General features: G+C 45.4%; 11 protein-coding genes. 1 reads left to right on the top strand and 10 read right to left on the bottom strand.

Annotated elements, in window-relative coordinates; genetic code table 11:
- Positions 1-53 precede the first annotated feature (53 nt).
- Positions 54-1,466 (top strand): phosphoglucomutase/phosphomannomutase family protein, encoded by a 1,413-nt coding sequence (locus tag OCV20_RS02910; protein WP_050620018.1) that lies wholly within the window; start codon positions 54-56, stop codon positions 1,464-1,466.
- Positions 1,467-1,616: 150 nt separating this feature from the next.
- Here the strand turns inward: OCV20_RS02910 and OCV20_RS02905 are convergent, their stop codons facing one another.
- The 10 genes from OCV20_RS02905 to hrpB form a co-directional block, all read right to left on the bottom strand.
- The gene (locus OCV20_RS02905; RefSeq protein WP_017059417.1) at positions 1,617-2,645 is read right to left on the bottom strand and encodes an ABC transporter ATP-binding protein; all 1,029 of its coding nucleotides are present in this window, start codon (positions 2,643-2,645) and stop codon (positions 1,617-1,619) included.
- On the bottom strand, positions 2,645-4,270 hold the full coding sequence (locus tag OCV20_RS02900) for an ABC transporter permease (protein WP_050620019.1): 1,626 nt from the start codon (positions 4,268-4,270) through the stop codon (positions 2,645-2,647). Before OCV20_RS02900 ends, OCV20_RS02905 begins: the two co-directional genes overlap by 1 nt.
- Before the next feature lie 244 nt (positions 4,271-4,514).
- Positions 4,515-5,528, bottom strand: a complete 1,014-nt coding sequence (locus OCV20_RS02895) for a Fe(3+) ABC transporter substrate-binding protein (RefSeq protein ID WP_016790767.1) — start codon at positions 5,526-5,528, stop codon at positions 4,515-4,517.
- A 295-nt stretch (positions 5,529-5,823) separates the two neighbouring features.
- Complete coding sequence (locus tag OCV20_RS02890) at positions 5,824-7,053, bottom strand: ammonium transporter (protein WP_048605711.1); 1,230 nt, start codon at positions 7,051-7,053, stop codon at positions 5,824-5,826.
- Positions 7,054-7,080: 27 nt separating this feature from the next.
- Entirely contained in the window at positions 7,081-7,419 is a 339-nt protein-coding gene (gene glnK / locus OCV20_RS02885; RefSeq protein WP_004738200.1) for a P-II family nitrogen regulator, read from the bottom strand.
- Between the two features lie 239 nt (positions 7,420-7,658).
- The gene (locus OCV20_RS02880) at positions 7,659-8,027 is read right to left on the bottom strand and encodes a YacL family protein (RefSeq protein WP_019824378.1); all 369 of its coding nucleotides are present in this window, start codon (positions 8,025-8,027) and stop codon (positions 7,659-7,661) included.
- A 298-nt stretch (positions 8,028-8,325) separates the two neighbouring features.
- Complete coding sequence (gene acnB / locus OCV20_RS02875) at positions 8,326-10,914, bottom strand: bifunctional aconitate hydratase 2/2-methylisocitrate dehydratase (protein ID WP_086774161.1); 2,589 nt, start codon at positions 10,912-10,914, stop codon at positions 8,326-8,328.
- A gap of 272 nt (positions 10,915-11,186) precedes the next feature.
- Entirely contained in the window at positions 11,187-13,520 is a 2,334-nt protein-coding gene (locus OCV20_RS02870; RefSeq protein WP_086774162.1) for a patatin-like phospholipase family protein, read from the bottom strand.
- 38 nt (positions 13,521-13,558) lie between these two features.
- On the bottom strand, positions 13,559-15,958 hold the full coding sequence (gene mrcB, locus OCV20_RS02865) for a penicillin-binding protein 1B (protein WP_086774163.1): 2,400 nt from the start codon (positions 15,956-15,958) through the stop codon (positions 13,559-13,561).
- The gene (gene hrpB / locus OCV20_RS02860) at positions 15,955-18,393 is read right to left on the bottom strand and encodes an ATP-dependent helicase HrpB (protein ID WP_238382730.1); all 2,439 of its coding nucleotides are present in this window, start codon (positions 18,391-18,393) and stop codon (positions 15,955-15,957) included. The genes mrcB and hrpB overlap by 4 nt, the downstream gene beginning before the upstream one ends.
- Positions 18,394-18,460: the final 67 nt, after the last annotated feature.

The following is an 18,460-nucleotide window of genomic DNA, read 5'->3' as shown; positions in this document are numbered from 1 at the left end:
TCTTGTCTCAAGTCTTTACGGGCTTGAGACAATGAGACTAAAAGGATTTTCTAATGATTAAATTTGGTACAGGTGGCTGGCGCGCTTTCATTGGTGAGGAATTCACTAGAGAAAACGTCCGTTTGGTAGCACAAGCGCTCGCTAACATCATCAACAACGAAGATGCAGCCAAGAATGGGTTTGTGATCGGCTATGACCGCCGCTTCCTTTCAGATAAAGCCGCATGTTGGTTTGCAGAAGTACTTGCGGCGAACAACATCAAAGTAAGCTTCATTGATAAGTTCGTTCCAACACCTATCGTGATGTTCCAAGCGAAAGAGATGGGATGCACCTACTCGGCGTGTATTACCGCCTCTCACAACCCAGCAGACTACAATGGCATCAAGGTGTTCATTGAAGGCGGCCGCGATGCCGATGAGATCATCACAGAGAAGATCGAACAGCAAATCGCAACACTGACTAACGAAGATGTTATCCGAGTCGATTTCGAACAAGCATTAAACGACAAAGAAATCGAGATCATCAACCCGATGAACGACTTTGTTGATTCAATCATCAACTTCATCGATATCGATTCGATCAAGAAAGCTAACCTACGTGTACTGATTGATCCAATGTTTGGCGTGGCAAAAAATGCTCTGCAAACCGTGCTGATTAACGGTCGCTGTGATGTCGACGTTATCAACGATGGCAAAAACCCAGATTTTGGTGGCTTGATGCCATCACCAAATGCTGCAACGCTCTATCGCTTGAAGCACTTAGTTGCTGCAGAAGGCTATGACATTGGTATTGGTACTGATGGCGATGCCGACCGTTTGGGAATCATCGATGAGAAAGGTCACTTCATTCACCCTAACGAAGTGCTACTCCTGCTTTACTACTACTTGCTGGAATACAAAGGCTGGAAGGGCTCTGTCGTTCGTAACATCGCAACCACGCATCTACTGGATAAAGTGGCGGCAGATCATGGTGAGAAGAGCTTTGAGGTTCCTGTAGGCTTTAAGCATATCAGCTCGCAAATGGAAGCTGATGATTCTCTGATTGGCGGCGAAAGTTCGGGTGGTTTAACCATTCGTGGTCACATCAAAGGTAAGGATGGCGTATTTGCTTCAAGCTTACTGGTTGAGATGATCAGTGTAACAGGCAAGAAGCTGTCTGAATTACTTGATGAGATTTACTCTAAATATGGCTATGCCTACACCGCAGAAGGCGATTGTAAGTTTAAACCTTCAGAGAAAGAAGCGCTCTACACTAAGATCTACGTCGAGAAGCAACTGCCTGAATTTGAATACGAAATTGAAAAAGTCAGCTATGAAGATGGTGCCAAGGTGTACTTCAAAAATGGCGGCTGGGTCATTGCTCGCTTCTCAGGAACAGAGCCGTTACTACGAATCTTCGCAGAAATGGAAGATAAAGACACTGCAGAACGTGTTCTTCAAAAAGTGAAAGACTTCCTCTCTCTATAGGCTTATAGAGTGCAGCAGTTTTGTATGGGACTTAACAAATCACTGCCTTGTTAAAGCCTATAAGTGAAGAACTCTTGCCCAGTACTTTGATTAAAGTGCTGGGCTTTTTTATCGCGATTATTTTAACGATTAGTATCGCGTTATATCTCTTTAAAAAGCCAATACGCCTTTGGTATCGACTTTTACGTTGACCGGCATACCCACTTCAAGTGCTTCTGACGAGGTTGCTAATAACTTCTGACCATGCGCTTCGATTACATAACGACAGTGATCGCCCATAAATTGCTGTTCTAGCACCGAAATAGCACTATCTTGCTCGTAACTTGCTTGGATATGCTGGGGCCTTAGCAGAAGCTCACATGTATTGCCGAACTCAATCTCCGTTTGCGGTTTAGCTTCAACCATACCCAAACTGGTTTCAAATTCATGCTCTGAAATACGTTGTGCATTAAGGTAGCTACCGCCGCCCAAAAAGTCTGCAACGAACTTACTCGAAGGATGGAAATACAACTCAGAGGCCGAACCATACTGCTCAATCACACCATGGTTCATTACTGCCATTTTATCTGCAAACGCGAACGCTTCTTCACGGCTGTGAGTTACGAAGATAGCTGTAACACCCTGCTTCTTAAAGATCTTACGAATCTGAGAAATCAGCTCATGACGAACCTGAGTATCGATGTTTGAGAATGGTTCATCTAACAGTAGTAAGTCAGGCTTGTACGCCAAAGAACGAGCAATCGCGACACGCTGTTGTTGACCACCTGAAAGTTGGTGTGGGTAGCGGTCACCGTACTCATCTAAGTGAACCAGCTCCAACATCTCTTGAACCTTGTCTTTCTTTTGCTGCTCAGAAAGGTCTTTCAAACCAAAGCCGACATTCTGGTTTACCGTCAGGTGCGGAAACAGGGCGTAATCTTGGAAAATCATACCAATGTTACGCTGCTCTGGTGGCAACCAATTCTCGCCATCATCAATGGTTTGACAGTTCAAACTCATCACACCGCTACTTAATGGAAGTAAGCCCGCAATCGCCTTCAGTAAGGTCGTTTTACCGCAGCCACTCGCACCAAGAAGACAAACAATTTCACCATGCTCAACTTCTAACGAGAGCGCTTCCAAAATGGTTTGCGACTCATACTTACAAGTCAGGTCTTTAATTGATAATGCACAACTCATTAGTTTTTCTGCTCCAAGGAACGGTTTACGATGATCAGAGGAATTAAACCCACCAACACCAATAATACAGCAGGCATCGCCGCCAATTCTAGGTGCTCATCTGAGGCATAGTTATAAACATAAGTCGCCAAAGTTTCGAAGTTGAAAGGACGCAGCAGCAATGCCGCATTCAACTCTTTCATTGATTCGATAAACACCAGTAAACCAGCGATCAATGCGCCACGTTTAATCAAAGGTAAATGAACACGGCGTAACATCTGATTGGTATTGCAACCCATGGTTTTAGAGGCCATATCCAATGAAGGGGATACTTTACTCAAGCTACTTTCAATACTGCCTATTGCCACTGCCGAAAAACGCACGACCATGGCAAAAATTAGCGCGAACATAGAACCAGAGAAGATCAAACCAGGTCGCCCCCACTCCATCACTTTCGCAATGTCATTGACTAAGTGATCCATGAACAAAACAGGTACCATCACACCAATCGCTAACACGGTGCCTGGAACGGCATAGCCCATCGAAGCGAGACGCATATAAGCCTGATTTTTCTTACTCGGACTAACGCGTTGGTTAAAGTTCACAATCATCGCGATAATCACGCCAATAATCGCAGCAGCTACCGAAACGTAAAGACTGTTGATGGCATATTCTCTGAATTCAGGGGTCCAGCTTTGAGCAAAATATTTGTAGGCGTAAATAATGAGCTGGCCAAGAGGGAACAGGAATGCAACGCAAACTAATCCCCAGCACCAGAATAGTGCCAGCCATTTTTTCCAACCAGAAAGGTCGTAACGAAAATCTTCGCGGCTACTGAACTGATTCTGGAATAGCTTCTGCTTACGGCGACTGTATCGCTCTGAGCTCAATAGTAGGATCACGATAACCAGCATGATTGCCGATATTTTCGCAGCTGCCGTTAAGCTTGAGTAGCCTAGCCAAGTATCATAAACCGCAGTCGTTAAAGTATTTACCGCAAAGTAACTCACGGTACCAAAGTCACCGATGGTTTCCATAGCAACAAGCGATAAACCGACCGCCATTGATGGACGAACAAGTGGTAAGGAGATACGACGGAAGCTTTCCCAAGGTGAGCATTTTAGCAAACGAGCGGATTGCAATAAGGAGACGTTTTGCTCCATAAATGCCGCGCGGCACAGCAAATAAACATAAGGATAGAGAACGAGAGATAGAACAATAATAGCGCCAGATAAGGTTCTAATATCCGGGAACCAATACTCACCGGGTCCCCACCCAGTAAGATCTCGCAGTAGAACCTGAACAGGGCCAGCAAAGTCGAACCAATCAGTAAAGATATAGCCAACGATATAACCTGGCATTGCTAATGGCAGGACAAGTGCCCACTGCAAAACACGCTCTCCCGGAACACGGCACATTGCCATAACCCAAGCCGACGGAATACCAAAAACTAAAGACAGGAACATGGTTCCTATGACTAAAACCACCGTATTGTAGGCATAGGTAGGCATCACTGTGGACATCAGATGAGAAAATAGCTCATCCGTTTCTCCAACAGCCGTCGTAAAAATCGCTAAGATCGGTAAAACCAGTAATACAGCAATAATGCTGCTACTGGTGTTCCATAAATAATTCTTTTCTTTCATCGCCTAACTACAACGAGGCTTAATGAAACACAAATGCATTTGCAAATACATCTCATATCCTTTTAATGGTGGGGTTATTTATACCCATATACTCTAATGACTTCAAGGTGAGATGCTAATAACTCAAGGGATCAACGGGGTGCTTTGTATCAAAAAGTGATTTTCCAATAACAAACAACCCCAAGTAGCCAAAATGGCGACTTGAGGTTGTCATTTTACTTAGGCCGAAGCCTACCGTAATAAATTATAGATCGAACTTAACTTCGTCTAATAGCTTGATTGCAGCCGCGTGGTGGTTTGCAATTTCATCTAGAGAAATAGTATCCGCTTTGAACTCGCCCCATGAAGCAACAAGCTCAGAAGGTTTAACGTCTGCTTTCACTGGGTATTCGTAGTTCACTTCTGCGTACATGCTTTGTGCTGTGTTACCAGATAGGAATTCCATCAGCTTAACGGCATTCTCTTCATTTGGAGAGTATTTAGCCATTGCCATACCAGAGATGTTTACGTGAGTACCCGTTGTTTCTTGGTTAGGGAAGTTAATGTAAACAGAGTCAGCCCAAGCTTTTTGCTCTTTATCATTAACCATCTTACCTAGGTAGTAGCTGTTACCAAGAGCAACATCACATAGACCTTCTTTAATCGCTTTAACTTGCGCGCGGTCGTTACCTTGAGGCTTACGTGCTAGGTTTGCTTTTACGCCTTCTAGCCATTCTTTCGTTTCAGCTTCACCTTTGTGAGCAATCATCGAAGATACTAGAGAAACATTGTATGGGTGCTTACCGCTACGAGTACAGATTTTGCCTTTAAATTCAGGCTTAGTTAGATCTTCGTAAGTGAACTCTTCACCTAGACGACCAACACGGTCACGTGAAGAATAAACGCTACGTGTACGAGTTGTTAGAGCGAACCATTCGTTATCTGTATCTTGGTATTGAGCAGGGATGTTCTTTTCAAGTACATCGCTCTCTACAGATTGAACTAGACCTTGTTTAGTTAGTTCAGATAGACGGCTGATATCTACAGTTAAGACAACGTCAGCTGGGCTGTATTCACCCTCTTGAGCTAACTTCTCTGCTAAACCTTTTTTAGCAAACTTAACGTTTACTTTAATGCCAGTCTCTTTTGTGAACTCTTTGAACATTGGCTCAACAAGGAAAGGTTGACGGTAAGAGTATACGTTTACTTCTTCCGCAGCCATTGCTGTCGGGGCAATTACACCACACGCTAGAGCTGAAAGTGTTAGCAGTTTCTTCATTGTAAAATCCTTTATATCGAAATGATAATGTCTATCAGTTGCGTTATTATATTCATCATTAACATAATTACAATGACGACCAACAAAAAATCCGTCTACTCAGACCATTTAAACTCTCACTTTTGTAACAAACCATTTCAACTTTGTGTCTTGTCATCCCCCTTAAACAATGAGCCCAACTTCAACGCTCGTGTTTATATATTGTGCAACCGTAAATACAACAAAGCCCCGCAACAAGAGTTACGGGGCTTTCTTTGTCCAACCTAACCCATTCAGATTAGGCGACGACTGTTGATTATTTTACTGATACAAACTCAGGGTAAGCGCCGACACCACAATCGTGCATGTCCATACCTTCAAGTTCTTCATCTTCCGTTACTCGGATACCGATTGTTGCTTTAAGCACTGCCCATACCGCTAAGCTAGCACCGAATACCCATGCAAAGATTACTGCTGCACCTAATAGTTGAGCACCAAACGTTGCATCAGCGTTGCTTAGTGGCACAGCCATTAGACCGAAGAAACCACATACACCGTGTACAGAGATAGCACCTACTGGATCATCAATCTTAGCTTTGTCTAGAGCGATGATGCTGAATACAACCAATGCACCAGATACCGAACCAATCGCTACAGCAAATAGAGGTGATGGTGATAGAGGGTCTGCAGTGATTGCTACTAGGCCTGCTAACGCGCCGTTAAGAATCATTGTTAGGTCTGCTTTACCCCAAGTTGTTTTACATACTAGTAGTGCTGCAATTGCGCCTGCTGCTGCTGCTGCGTTGGTGTTAAGGAAGATTTGACCTACTGCTGTTGCGTTCTCAAAATCCGAAACCATCAGTTGAGAACCGCCGTTGAAACCGAACCAACCAAACCAAAGGATAAATGTACCTAGCGTTGCAAGTGGCATGTTTGAACCAGGAATCGGGTAGATTTCACCGTTCTTACCGTATTTACCTTTACGAGCACCGAGTAGTAGAACACCAGCCAACGCTGCTGCTGCACCAGCCATGTGTACGATACCTGAACCTGCGAAGTCACTGAAACCCGCTTCTGATAGGAAACCGCCACCCCAAGTCCAGTAACCTTCAACTGGGTAAATGAACGCTGTTAGTACTACTGAGAAGATTAGGAATGACCAAAGCTTCATACGCTCAGCAACCGCACCAGATACTACAGACATTGCTGTTGCAACGAATACTACCTGGAAGAAGAAGTCTGATTCAAGAGAGTGGTCTGCGCCTTCACCTTGCGTACCAATTAGAGTACCAAACGATGGCAACCAACCGCCTTCACCGTTGTCGACATACATGATGTTGTAACCAACCACTAAGAAAGCTGTACAAGCAATTGCGTACAAACAGATGTTCTTAGTTAAAATTTCTGTGGTGTTCTTTGAACGAACTAGGCCAGCTTCTAACATCGCGAAGCCTGCTGCCATCCACATTACCAACGCACCTGAAATGAGGAAGAAAAAAGTGTCTAGTGCGTAACGTAGTTCCGTTACTGTTGTTGTAAGTTCCATATTAAAGTCTCCAGTCCTTGTAATTCTTTAAAGTGCTTCAGCATCCATTTCACCAGTACGAATTCGTACGGCTTGGCTTAGGTCATACACAAAAATTTTGCCGTCGCCGATTTTTCCGGTGTGTGCCGCTTGGCTAATCGCTTCAACAACTCGGTCAACATTCTCAGCTTGGGTAGCAATCTCTAGCTTCACCTTTGGTAGGAAATCCACTTGGTACTCTGCACCACGATACAATTCAGTGTGTCCCTTCTGACGACCAAAGCCTTTCACTTCAGAAACAGTCATACCTTCAATACCCACATCAGAGAGCGCTTCGCGTACATCGTCTAATTTGAATGGCTTAACAATGGCATTTATTAATTTCATATTCGTTCCTTAAATTCTTACTTAATCCGTTAATTCTCTTATTACAATCCAAGTAGCGTGCCAAAAAGTTAAGTAATTGATTTTAAATGAGATGAAGATAATAAGGTCGTAATAACGAAAAAGGCCGCACCAATATGGTGCGGCCTTTTCACTATCTTAATGCGTGATGCTCTTATTGCTCCAGTTTTGGGCAACGGAGCCTTCAAAGCTCTGAGTGACTAACAAATAGGTATTAGAGACTAGTAACCTAAAAAATCCATCCAGCGTTCGATGAGCAGTTCGAAATCATCGATTCCGCAGCTTGCTTGGCTTTCACAGTTATAGAAGTCGAACTCACTGCCCTCTTCCATCTCTTGCTCATGCGCTAACACGTTTTCTTGAATCGTTACTTCATCTTCATTGATCGCAAGGCTAATCTCTTTGCCAAGCAACGTCACTTCATTGCTCAAATCCTGTCGAGATTGCTCAATCAACGCCATCACATGATCTAATTTCTGCTTATCTTTACCGATCTCTTCTTGAAGCCAACGGCCAACAATCTCATGGCCCATGCTGCATTTGACATAGTATTCGCCCATTAGAGTGTTTCTAGTAAATTCGAATTCCATAAGGCTCCAAAGCTCTAATAAAAAGAGACTCAATAAAAGGGTTGTGGCAAAAATGAGGCGAGAGTATATAGCGAAGTCATCAAGAGATCGAGTCGCTCGTCGTCCAGTATTCAGACATAAAAAAACGCCTACCGAAGTAGACGTTCTATCATTTGGGTTCCTCTAAATAGTTGGAGTTGCAGTTAGGCGACAAGTACGTTCATCCCTATGAGCATAGAAGCTCTATGTAATTAGGGCGGCCGGCGCTCCGGTGAACGTACGCAGTCAACAACGCTGCAGCTACAAATATAACGAGGAACTAAGCTGGTTCTTGGAAGATAACCGTGTCTGCTTTGTCCGTGTACTGACCCATTTTATGGAAGTTCAGGTAACGGTATGTATCAGCAGCCGTTGCATTAATCTTCTCAGCGTACTCTAAGTACTCTTCTTTCGTTGGGATGCGACCTAGAATCGCGCCAACAGCAGAAAGCTCAGCAGAAGCCAGATAAACGTTCGCACCATTACCTAAGCGGTTCGGGAAGTTGCGCGTTGACGTCGACATAACCGTCGAAGCATCAGCAACACGAGCTTGGTTACCCATACATAGTGAACAGCCAGGAGTTTCGATACGTACCCCAGCACGACCGAAGATGCCGTAGTAGCCTTCTTCTGTCAGTTGGTCTTTATCCATCTTCGTTGGCGGAGCCACCCATAGGCGAGTATTTAGCGAGCCGTTAAACTCTTCTAGCATCTTACCTGCAGCACGGAAGTGACCGATGTTGGTCATACAAGAACCGATAAACACTTCTTGAATCTCAGTGCCTTGAACGTCAGAAAGAAGACGAGCATCATCTGGATCGTTTGGTGCACATAGGATAGGTTGATCGATGTCAGCAAGATCAATCTCGATAACATGCGCGTATTCCGCATCTGAATCAGCAGATAGCAACTCAGGGTTCGCTAACCACTCTTCCATTGCTGTGATACGGCGCTCAATCGTACGAACATCACCGTAACCTTCAGCAATCATCCACTTAAGCATAACGATATTCGAGTTCAGGTACTCATCGATAGACTCTTGAGATAGCTTAACCGTACAACCTGCAGCAGAACGCTCAGCAGATGCATCAGAAAGCTCAAATGCTTGCTCAACAGATAGGTGCTCAACGCCTTCAATTTCTAGTACACGACCAGAGAATTCATTGATCTTACCGGCTTTCTCTACCGTTAGTAGACCTTGCTTGATACCGTAAAGAGGAATGGCATGCACTAGGTCACGTAGCGTGATACCCGGTTGCATTTCACCTTTAAATCGAACCAAGATAGATTCAGGCATATCAAGAGGCATAACGCCTGTTGCCGCAGCAAATGCTACCAAGCCAGAACCCGCAGGGAATGAAATACCTAGAGGGAAACGAGTATGCGAGTCACCACCTGTACCTACAGTATCAGGAAGAAGCATACGGTTTAGCCATGAGTGGATAACGCCATCACCCGGACGAAGTGAAACACCCGCACGGTTCATGATGAAATCAGGTAGCGTATGGTGAGTGTTTACATCGACTGGTTTAGGGTATGCCGATGTATGACAGAAAGACTGCATTACAAGGTCTGCAGAGAAACCAAGACACGCCAGATCTTTAAGCTCATCACGAGTCATAGGACCGGTCGTATCTTGAGAACCGACTGTCGTCATTTTAGGTTCACAGTACTGACCAGCACGTACACCTTCAACGCCGCATGCTTTACCAACCATTTTCTGAGCTAGCGTGTAGCCTTTATCAGATGCAGATGGATCGATTGGTTTAGCAAACAGATCCGTTTCAGCTAGACCTAGAGCGTCACGAGCACGACCCGTTAGACCACGACCGATGATCAGTGGAATACGGCCACCAGCACGCACTTCATCAAGAAGTACTTTGCTTAGCTCAAAGTTTGAAATCACAGAACCGTTCTTGTGAACAACACCTTCGTACGGGTAGATATCAATGATATCGCCCATGTTCATATCTTGTACGTTCAGTTCAATGGGTAGTGCGCCTGAATCTTCCATTGTGTTGTAGAAGATTGGTGCAATTTTACCACCAAGACAAACACCGCCAGTACGCTTGTTTGGTACGAATGGGATATCCTCACCCATGAACCAAAGTACTGAGTTTGTTGCCGATTTACGTGAAGAACCTGTACCAACAACATCACCAACGTAAGCCAGTGGAATGCCATCTTTTTGCATTTCTTCAATTTGATTGATTGGACCAACGCTACCCTGTTCATCAGGAGTAATGCCATCACGTTCCATCTTCAGCATCGCTTTCGCGTGCACTGGGATATCAGGACGTGACCATGCATCAGGCGCTGGAGATAAGTCATCAGTGTTCGTTTCACCGGTAACTTTAAATACTTTAACGGTGATTTTTTCCGCTACTTTGTTTTTCGCTGTAAACCATTCAGCATCAGCCCAAGATTGAAGTACTTGTTGTGCAGATGCATTGCCAGCTTTCGCTTTCTCTTCTACGTCATAGAACGCATCGAACATCAGTAGAGTATGAGATAGCGCTTTAACAGCGATTGGAGCAAGCTCAGCATCCTCTAGTAGAGATACTAGAGATTCGATGTTGTAACCGCCTTGCATAGTACCAAGCAGTTCTGCAGCTTTTGCTTTGCTTACTAGTGGAGAAGCTACTTCACCTTTAGTGATAGCCGTAAGAAAGCCAGCTTTTACGTAAGCAGCTTCATCTACACCCGGTGGAATGCGATTTTCTAGTAGGTCAAGAATGATTTCTTCTTCACCTTGAGGTGGATTCTTCAGAAGTTCAACTAGGCCAGCTACCTGCTCAGCATCTAGTGGTTTTGGAACAACTCCTTCGGCAGCACGTTCTTCGACGTGTTTACGGTAGGCTTCAAGCACGACTTTTTTCCTCTCATTGCGGTTCACTTCTTCCCTTCATAATTGTTAGTAAAATAAAGAAGTGAACATCCTTGGAAACTTGGCTCTCCATTGCCATTTTTGTCATTCAATTTGTATTGATGAGCGGCGTCATAGAGGCCAAACTGTGGGCGGTAGAATAGCAAATTTAACGTTAAATTAAAATCTTATCATTTTGACCAACATAGCAAGTTAAGACGAAAGTCCCACTATTTTTGCCTAATTACGCACTTAAATGGCGACTCTGCGCATGATTATTTGTAGGAAGTACCTACAATCAGATACACCGAATCGAAGTTATCTTCAGTTCGGCCATAAGCTAAAATGATCGGCCCGATTGGTGAATCGACACCCGCAAAAACAGAACCCGCGGTGTACATTGGCGCTTCATCAATACTCAAATCATTGTTCGACCAAACACCACCATGCTCAATGGATGCCCCCACGTAGAATGGTGATTTAAAAAGGCCGAAGTCATTTTCAAACCACTTATAACGATAGATAAGGCTGGTGTAGGCCAAGTTCTGGCCAATCATACTGTTCCTTGGAATACCTGACAGGTTTAAGAAGCCACCAAGCTCTTTAGGATCAATAGGGAAAATCGAATTTTTGCTCTCTACAATACCGTAGTCGAGCTTTGCGACTAAAGTATGCTTCTCGATACTCTTTGCAGCCATTAAATTAGCCGAAAACTCATAAACCGTATCGCTCTCAGACGTCAACTCTGTTTCGTTAATCGAGGTATCATTCTGAAAGTCATCATGAGAAACAAGGTATTCTAAATCAACAAAATAACCTTCAGTTGGTAAGCTGAAGTTATCCAAAGTATCCAATCGATAATTGATAAACCCACCAATACGCGTGTAACCACCATTACCCAACGAAGGTAAAGAAGCCACCTCAACATCCCCATCAGTATAACGAGCACCAAATTTCAGTTCTTGCCACAAAGTAGGTTGATAGCCTAATGCTAATTCACCGACATACTCGCTATAAGTCATTGGAAAGTAGTCTTTCGTTACGTCCAGTGTCGGCTCTTCAATATCGTCAATATCTACCGGTAGGTTTCTGTTTTCCTTGCTATAAGCAATCGATGCAGAAGTGAACAATTTTTGACTCGAAAAAAATGGCGAGTAAAGTTCAGCCTCAATTCGTTTATCCGTTCCCATCTCGATATTGGTTCTTAGCTCTGCACCGTGCGAGTTGATATCGGTAAAGTTGGCTGAAACACCAATCGAGTACTGACTGGTAGTGGAGAAATCATCTTCAAGAAAGAATCGAAAGTTGAGGTAGTTTGGTCCCCAAGATTTTTCGTTCACATCGACCTGCAATTGCTCCTCGCCATCCACGGTGTCAAATTCATACGTCACCAACTCGAATCTATCTAGCGCATAGAGGTCTTGTACTTTAGATTCAATTTCACTGGTCTTCAGAACCTTACCTGAATCAAGGTTTAAACGGTTTTCGATCAGCTTATCGGAATAGTGGGTGTTGTTATTGATCACAACTCGGTCAACGACGGTCTGATCGCCGTGTTTCAGCTGTCTGCGCGCTTTTTGTTTGTCCTCGATATAATGCTGATAATCGGCATTTGAGAGCGATAGCTTAGAAAGTTCATCAGTATGTTGCTTAGCGGCTTCATAGCCCGCAAGGAAAGCCGATGGCATTTTATCAAATTCTGTCGTCTCCATTTCCCCAACATCTGGGCGCAGGAACACATCATCGTCTGTTAGAGTTTCAGCTTGCTCTTGGGTGCTGCGTTGAACAAGATAATTAGAGAGTTGGTCAGCTGCAGCTAGAAAATTCGTGAAATCATCTTTACCTTTGTAGTTGGTACTGATATCCACCGCAATGACGATGTCTGCACCCATCGCTCTGGCAACGTCGACGGGCATGTTATTGGTGACACCACCATCAACCAGCATTCGACCATCGAGTTCATAAGGAGGAAGAGCGCCGGGAACTGACATACTGGCCATCATGGCATCAACAAGGTGACCATGGTCGATAACCACCTCTTCAAGTTCGATAATGTCGGTTGCGACGGAACGGTATGGAATCGCAAGATGGTCGAAAGAATCGAATGAAGATAGATTACCTGTGGTCTCACGCAGAATACGCAACATATTCTGGCCTTGCACCACCCCTTTCCTTGCTTTGATTTCGCCCCAACCTAAGCCGAGATCGGTGTTCAGTTGGTAGCGATCTTCATATTCTTTGTCACGTACCCGGCGATCACTACGGTTAACGCGATCACGATAACCGCGATTCCAATCGACCGTATAAATAAAGCTCTCGATCTCGTCTGCGCTCATCCCTGTCGCATAAAGACCACCAACGTATGAGCCCATACTGGTACCGGTAATGTAATCAACCGGGATTTGCATCTCTTCTAGTGCTTTAAGCACACCAATGTGAGCTGCACCTTTTGCCCCACCACCAGCAAGAACGACAGCAACGGTTGGCCTTTTATGAGCTTGTTCAGCCTGCTGAGATTGAGCAACCTGTGTCGCGGTGGATGCAAACAGCTGAAAACTGATCACAGTACCGACAATGCCTAAGCCACTCACTAACCAACGAGAAATCATTATTTTAACTGTCCTTGTCATTCTTTCCTGTTACGACTTTACCACTGAAAAAGCTTCTTTAGCCACTGTTTTGGTTGACTTTCACAGCCCTTTTTAATGTTTCCATCCTCATCCCAAACTGGCAGTTTGACGGCACCATCACAATCAAACTCTAAAGCCCCTTCAGAAGTTCGAGTAAAGTTGGCCGTGACAATGCCTGTCGGCCAAGGCAGCAATAACTGCTCGGGTGTTCTCTGTTTGAGATAATCAGCATAAACACGTAACGCACCACTCGAACCAGTAAGCTTAGTCGGCTTGTTGTCATCACGCCCTAACCAGATGGTCGTCACTTCACGGCCATCAACGCCCACGAACCAACTGTCTCGGCTGTCATTACTGGTACCGGTTTTACCCGCTAATCCTGCCCATGCAAACTGGCCTTGTAGGAAACGGCCTGTACCTTCCGATACACCACGCTTCATCGCATAGGTTGTTAACCAAGCGGCTTGCTGGTCGACGCTTTGTGATACGCGAGGAATCGACTGATACAAAACCTCACCATCGTTATCAACCACAGAGCGAAGTGCAGACAAAGGTGCAATACGCCCAGAATTAGTAATGGTTTGGTACATCTGCGCGACTTGGAACGGAGTCAGTGAAAACGAACCCAAAAACATCGACGGCACTGGGCGAATCTCATTTTTATCGACACCCAGCTTTCCAATCGTATCCGAGACACTATCAATGCCTAACTGCATGCCTAAACGAACGGTAGGTACGTTGTAAGACTTAGAAAGCGCCACATACAAAGGCACATCGCCACGGAACTTGCGATCGAAGTTTCTCGGGCTCCACACGCTGCCTTTACTGCCTTTCAAGCTCAGTGGCGTGTCCTTCAATGTTGTCGCCAACGTGTACTTCTGAGGCTGCTCTAGTGCGGTTAAGTAAATTGCAGGCTTGACCAAAGAACCAATAGGGCGACTCGCGTTCAAGGCACGGTTAAAGCCATCGTAGCCAGTACGCTTACCACCGACCATCGCTCGGATTTCACCGGTATTTCTATCCACGGTAATAGCTGCTGCTTCCAGCTTGTTACCTGCGGTTTTCGATAAATCAGGCACCTTACGAGCAATCGACTTCTCTAACTTGTCTTGGGAAACTGGATCCAAAGAGGTAAAGACTCGAATCCCTTTTTTCGCCTCAAATCGGTCGCCGACATACTTCTTAAGCTCAATATTGACTTGTTGGAAGTAAGCGGGCTGACGGCTAGCAATACGTGGGTTGTCTTGAATATCCAAATCACGACTCGCTGCTTCTTCGTATTGTCGCGGAGTTAATATGTCTTGCTGCATCAATAAGCGAAGAACAAGATCTCGTCGAGTCTTAGCACGCTCAGGATAACGAACCGGATTGTAATACGACGGTCCTTTCACCATACCCACCAGCAGTGCTAGTTGATCGATGCGCAGCTCTTGAATGGGCTGACCGAAGTACAAGCGAGACGCTAAACCGAAGCCATGGATCGCTTGCCCACCATTTTGACCAAGGTAAACCTCATTTAAGTAAGCCTCTAGGATTCGGTCTTTGCTGTAACGATGGTCCAAGATAAGTGCAATGTAGGCCTCACGAACCTTACGCCACAAAGTACGTTCACTGGACAGGAACAGGTTTTTTGCCAGCTGTTGTGTCAGCGTACTACCACCTTGGACCGTTCGCCCAGCTTTGACATTAACGACCATTGCACGAGCGATGGCCAGTGGCGACACGCCATCGTGTTGATAGAAATTTCGGTCTTCGGTTGCTAATAAGGCATCAACCATCACTTCTGGGAACTGATTACGCTTTAAGAACAGGCGCTGCTCATCGTTACTTTTCTCAAGCATGCCAAGCATTTTCGGTTCAACACGCAGGTAGCCCATGTCGCCTTTCTTCTCTAGCGACTGAATACGAGTTAACTCGTTACCATTGAAATGCAGCATCACATGACGATCCGCTTCCGGTCCATCGACAAACTCGAACGGACGACGAATCATTTCAATCTTGGTTGAAGAAGATGAGTATTCGCCCGGGTGACGAGGCGCGTTCACCTTACGGTAATTAAGTACATCGAGCTCATTCTTAACCTGAACCAAACTCACCGGAGTTCCCGGAGACAGGTCTAGCACTCGCGCATAAACCACGGTTGGCAAATCAAACAGCTGACCTTCAAAGCGCTGTTTGACCACAGAATCAAGATAAATACCGACGAACAACAGCAATGCCGCAAGCGCTAAGCCCGCTTTCCATGAAATGCCCCATAGGATCTTCAACCAACCTCTTTTGCCAGATTTCTTAGCCTTAGATTTGGTCTTTTTCGCAGCCGCTCTTGGTTTTCTAGGCTTGGCTTTGGTCGCTGGTGACTTCTTTGCTGGCGCTTTTTTAGGTGGTGCCTTTTTTGGCGTTAACATTTTGGTCATCATCGATTCAACTGTCGTTTGGTTTTAGTGGTTGCTACATGGTTAGCAGGGTCATCCGGCCAAGGATGTTTTGGGTAACGGCCTTTCATCTCTTTTTGTACTTCTTTGTACGCGCCAGCCCAAAAGCCGGCTAAATCTTGAGTAATTTGCAGTGGTCGCTGTGCTGGAGAAAGGAGCTCAAGCACTACTTTTTTACGCCCTTGTGCGATCAATGGCGAGTCTTGTTCACCAAAGACTTCCTGCATTCGCACTGAGATCACTGGTTCAGATTGATATTGATAACGAATGGCCTTCTTGCTGCCTGTTGGCATCAGATAGTGCGTTGGCAGCCATTGGTCGATTTCTTGATTCAAAGGCCAACCAAGATAAGCCGACAATGCCTGTTCAATCGAAACACTAGCCAGCCCTTTTGCCGACTTAATGCCATTCAGATAGGGTGATAGCCACTCATCAAGGTGTTCAACCAAACTCGCCTCGTCCATCGTTGGCCAATCATGCTCAGGCATCCAAAGTGCTGCACAGCGCACACGCTCAACCAACTGCTTAGCCGAAGCTGTCCAATTTAAGCGATCCAACCCACATCGAGCGACATAATTGAGCAGCGCTTGGCTCGCCTGATTCGCATCGGGATCAGGTAAAGCTTTGGTGCTGATAATCAATTTGCCCAGAGATACACGCTGCTCGGCAACTAAACGGCCACGTTTCTCATCCCAATCGGCGTAATCGGAACGCACAAACAGCTTTGGAAATTCAGCTTCTAGCTGCGCGATATCAACCGCGGTGGCTAAGAAAATTTGACTGGCTCGCCCTGTGCTGCGCATCAAATCAATCACTACGATATAGTCATTGTTCGCCAATGGGTCATCGTCACGAACCTCAGCGCCGTGACCATTCGCCAAAAGGAAAGCACTGCTGGTCGCGCTTCTCACTTGTGCAATCCGGTCAGGGAATGCAAAACAAAGCACTAATGGTAGCAATGATTCGTCAACTTGTGACAAATCTAAGTGATGATTGAGTTTGCTCGCGAGACTTTTCGCTCGCTGCATCACCACGCTATTTTTGGAATGTTTTCTTTGCTTAAGTCGATGCAAAGAGTGTTGAATATCAGTCACATTGCGTTCCGGCTCTTCCAGCAAAGCAGCGGCAACAATCGCGACATTCAACAAAGCAGGACTACCTTGCTGCGCTTTAACCAACATGCTGGCAATACGAGGCTCTAAACCTAAACGTTGGGCCTGTTTTCCTAATGCCGTAAATTGACCATTATCGTCTAATAATTCAAGAGTCTGTAAGAGTTGCTTGGCTTGCCCAATAGAAGCCTTTGGTGGAACGTCTAACCAATGCAGTTCATCGGCACTCGCAGCGCCCCATTGAGTCAATTCAGACACTAACGAAGACAAATCAGAATGAAGAATTTCAGGTTCTGGTACAGCCGGTTGCTGAATAAGTTGCGTTTCGCTGTACAAACGGACGCACAAGCCCTCTTCAATTCGTCCCGCACGCCCCGCCCGTTGTTCAGCTGAAGATTGCGAGATTTTCACTTGCTCAAGCTTAGTAATACCAGTTTTCAGATCGAACTTCGCCACACGTTCAAGCCCGGAATCAACCACCAATCGAATGCCTTCAATCGTCAAAGAAGTCTCAGCAATATTGGTCGCTAACACCACCTTTCGACGCCCTTTCTCTGATGGCGCGATCGCTTTCTGCTGTTGAGGAAAGCTGAGTTGCCCATACAAAGGACACACATCGATATCACTGGCAAGTTGCTCTAGTTGAGATTCCACCTGCTTAATCGCAGAAACGCCCGGCAAAAAGGCCAGAAGTGAGCCTGACTCTTTATCCATCAAAGAGCGAATCACGTTGGCCATTTTAGGGGCTAGATATTCATTTGCACTAAGAGGCTGATAACGGAAGTCGACAGGGAAAGTTCGGCCTTGCGATTCAACATACTTGGCATCAGGTAACAAAGATTGCAGCGCTTGTTGATCTAAGGTTGCCGACATCACCACCACTTTTAGATCATCACGCAGTGCTTCTTGGATCTCCAAACTAAAGGCCAGCGCGGTATCTGCGTGAATACTACGCTCGTGAAACTCATCAAAGATCACCATATCAACCCCAGTCAATTCAGGGTCGGTTTGGATCATTCTCGTCATGATCCCTTCGGTGACGATTTCCAAGCGAGTTGCATTGCTGATTTTAGATTCACCACGAACTCTAAAGCCAATGCTCTCCCCCACCTTTTCTCCCAATTGGCTCGCTAAGTAAGTGGCAATATTCCTTGCAGCTAAACGCCTCGGTTCAAGCATGATGATTTTGCCTTGAACGGCGTTGGTCTTAACTAACTGTAAAGGGAAGAATGTTGACTTACCCGCACCGGGAGCGGCCTTTAGAATAAGTTGAGTGTGTGTTTCTACGCCAGCGAGCAGATCTGGCATCACAGCTTCTATGGGCAGTTGTGGCAATGGGAGAACCTTGTGGTGTAATGTTGGCAACATTGTACAT

It is taken from the genome of Vibrio coralliirubri (assembly GCF_024347375.1).
Taxonomy (GTDB): domain Bacteria; phylum Pseudomonadota; class Gammaproteobacteria; order Enterobacterales; family Vibrionaceae; genus Vibrio; species Vibrio coralliirubri.
This window is presented reverse-complemented; position numbering and strand designations above follow the sequence as displayed.

What these genes read in the sequence shown, in the direction of transcription:
- OCV20_RS02900 (WP_050620019.1), bottom strand. Translation starts at nt 4,270, where the DNA reads ATGAAAGAAAAGAATTATTTATGGAACACCAGTAGCAGCATTATTGCT.
- OCV20_RS02895 (WP_016790767.1), bottom strand. Translation starts at nt 5,528, where the DNA reads ATGAAGAAACTGCTAACACTTTCAGCTCTAGCGTGTGGTGTAATTGCC.
- OCV20_RS02905 (WP_017059417.1), bottom strand. Translation starts at nt 2,645, where the DNA reads ATGAGTTGTGCATTATCAATTAAAGACCTGACTTGTAAGTATGAGTCG.
- OCV20_RS02910 (WP_050620018.1), top strand. Translation starts at nt 54, where the DNA reads ATGATTAAATTTGGTACAGGTGGCTGGCGCGCTTTCATTGGTGAGGAA.
- OCV20_RS02870 (WP_086774162.1), bottom strand. Translation starts at nt 13,520, where the DNA reads ATGATTTCTCGTTGGTTAGTGAGTGGCTTAGGCATTGTCGGTACTGTG.
- mrcB (WP_086774163.1), bottom strand. Translation starts at nt 15,958, where the DNA reads ATGATGACCAAAATGTTAACGCCAAAAAAGGCACCACCTAAAAAAGCG.
- OCV20_RS02890 (WP_048605711.1), bottom strand. Translation starts at nt 7,053, where the DNA reads ATGGAACTTACAACAACAGTAACGGAACTACGTTACGCACTAGACACT.
- OCV20_RS02880 (WP_019824378.1), bottom strand. Translation starts at nt 8,027, where the DNA reads ATGGAATTCGAATTTACTAGAAACACTCTAATGGGCGAATACTATGTC.
- glnK (WP_004738200.1), bottom strand. Translation starts at nt 7,419, where the DNA reads ATGAAATTAATAAATGCCATTGTTAAGCCATTCAAATTAGACGATGTA.
- hrpB (WP_238382730.1), bottom strand. Translation starts at nt 18,393, where the DNA reads ATGCCAGATCTGCTCGCTGGCGTAGAAACACACACTCAACTTATTCTA.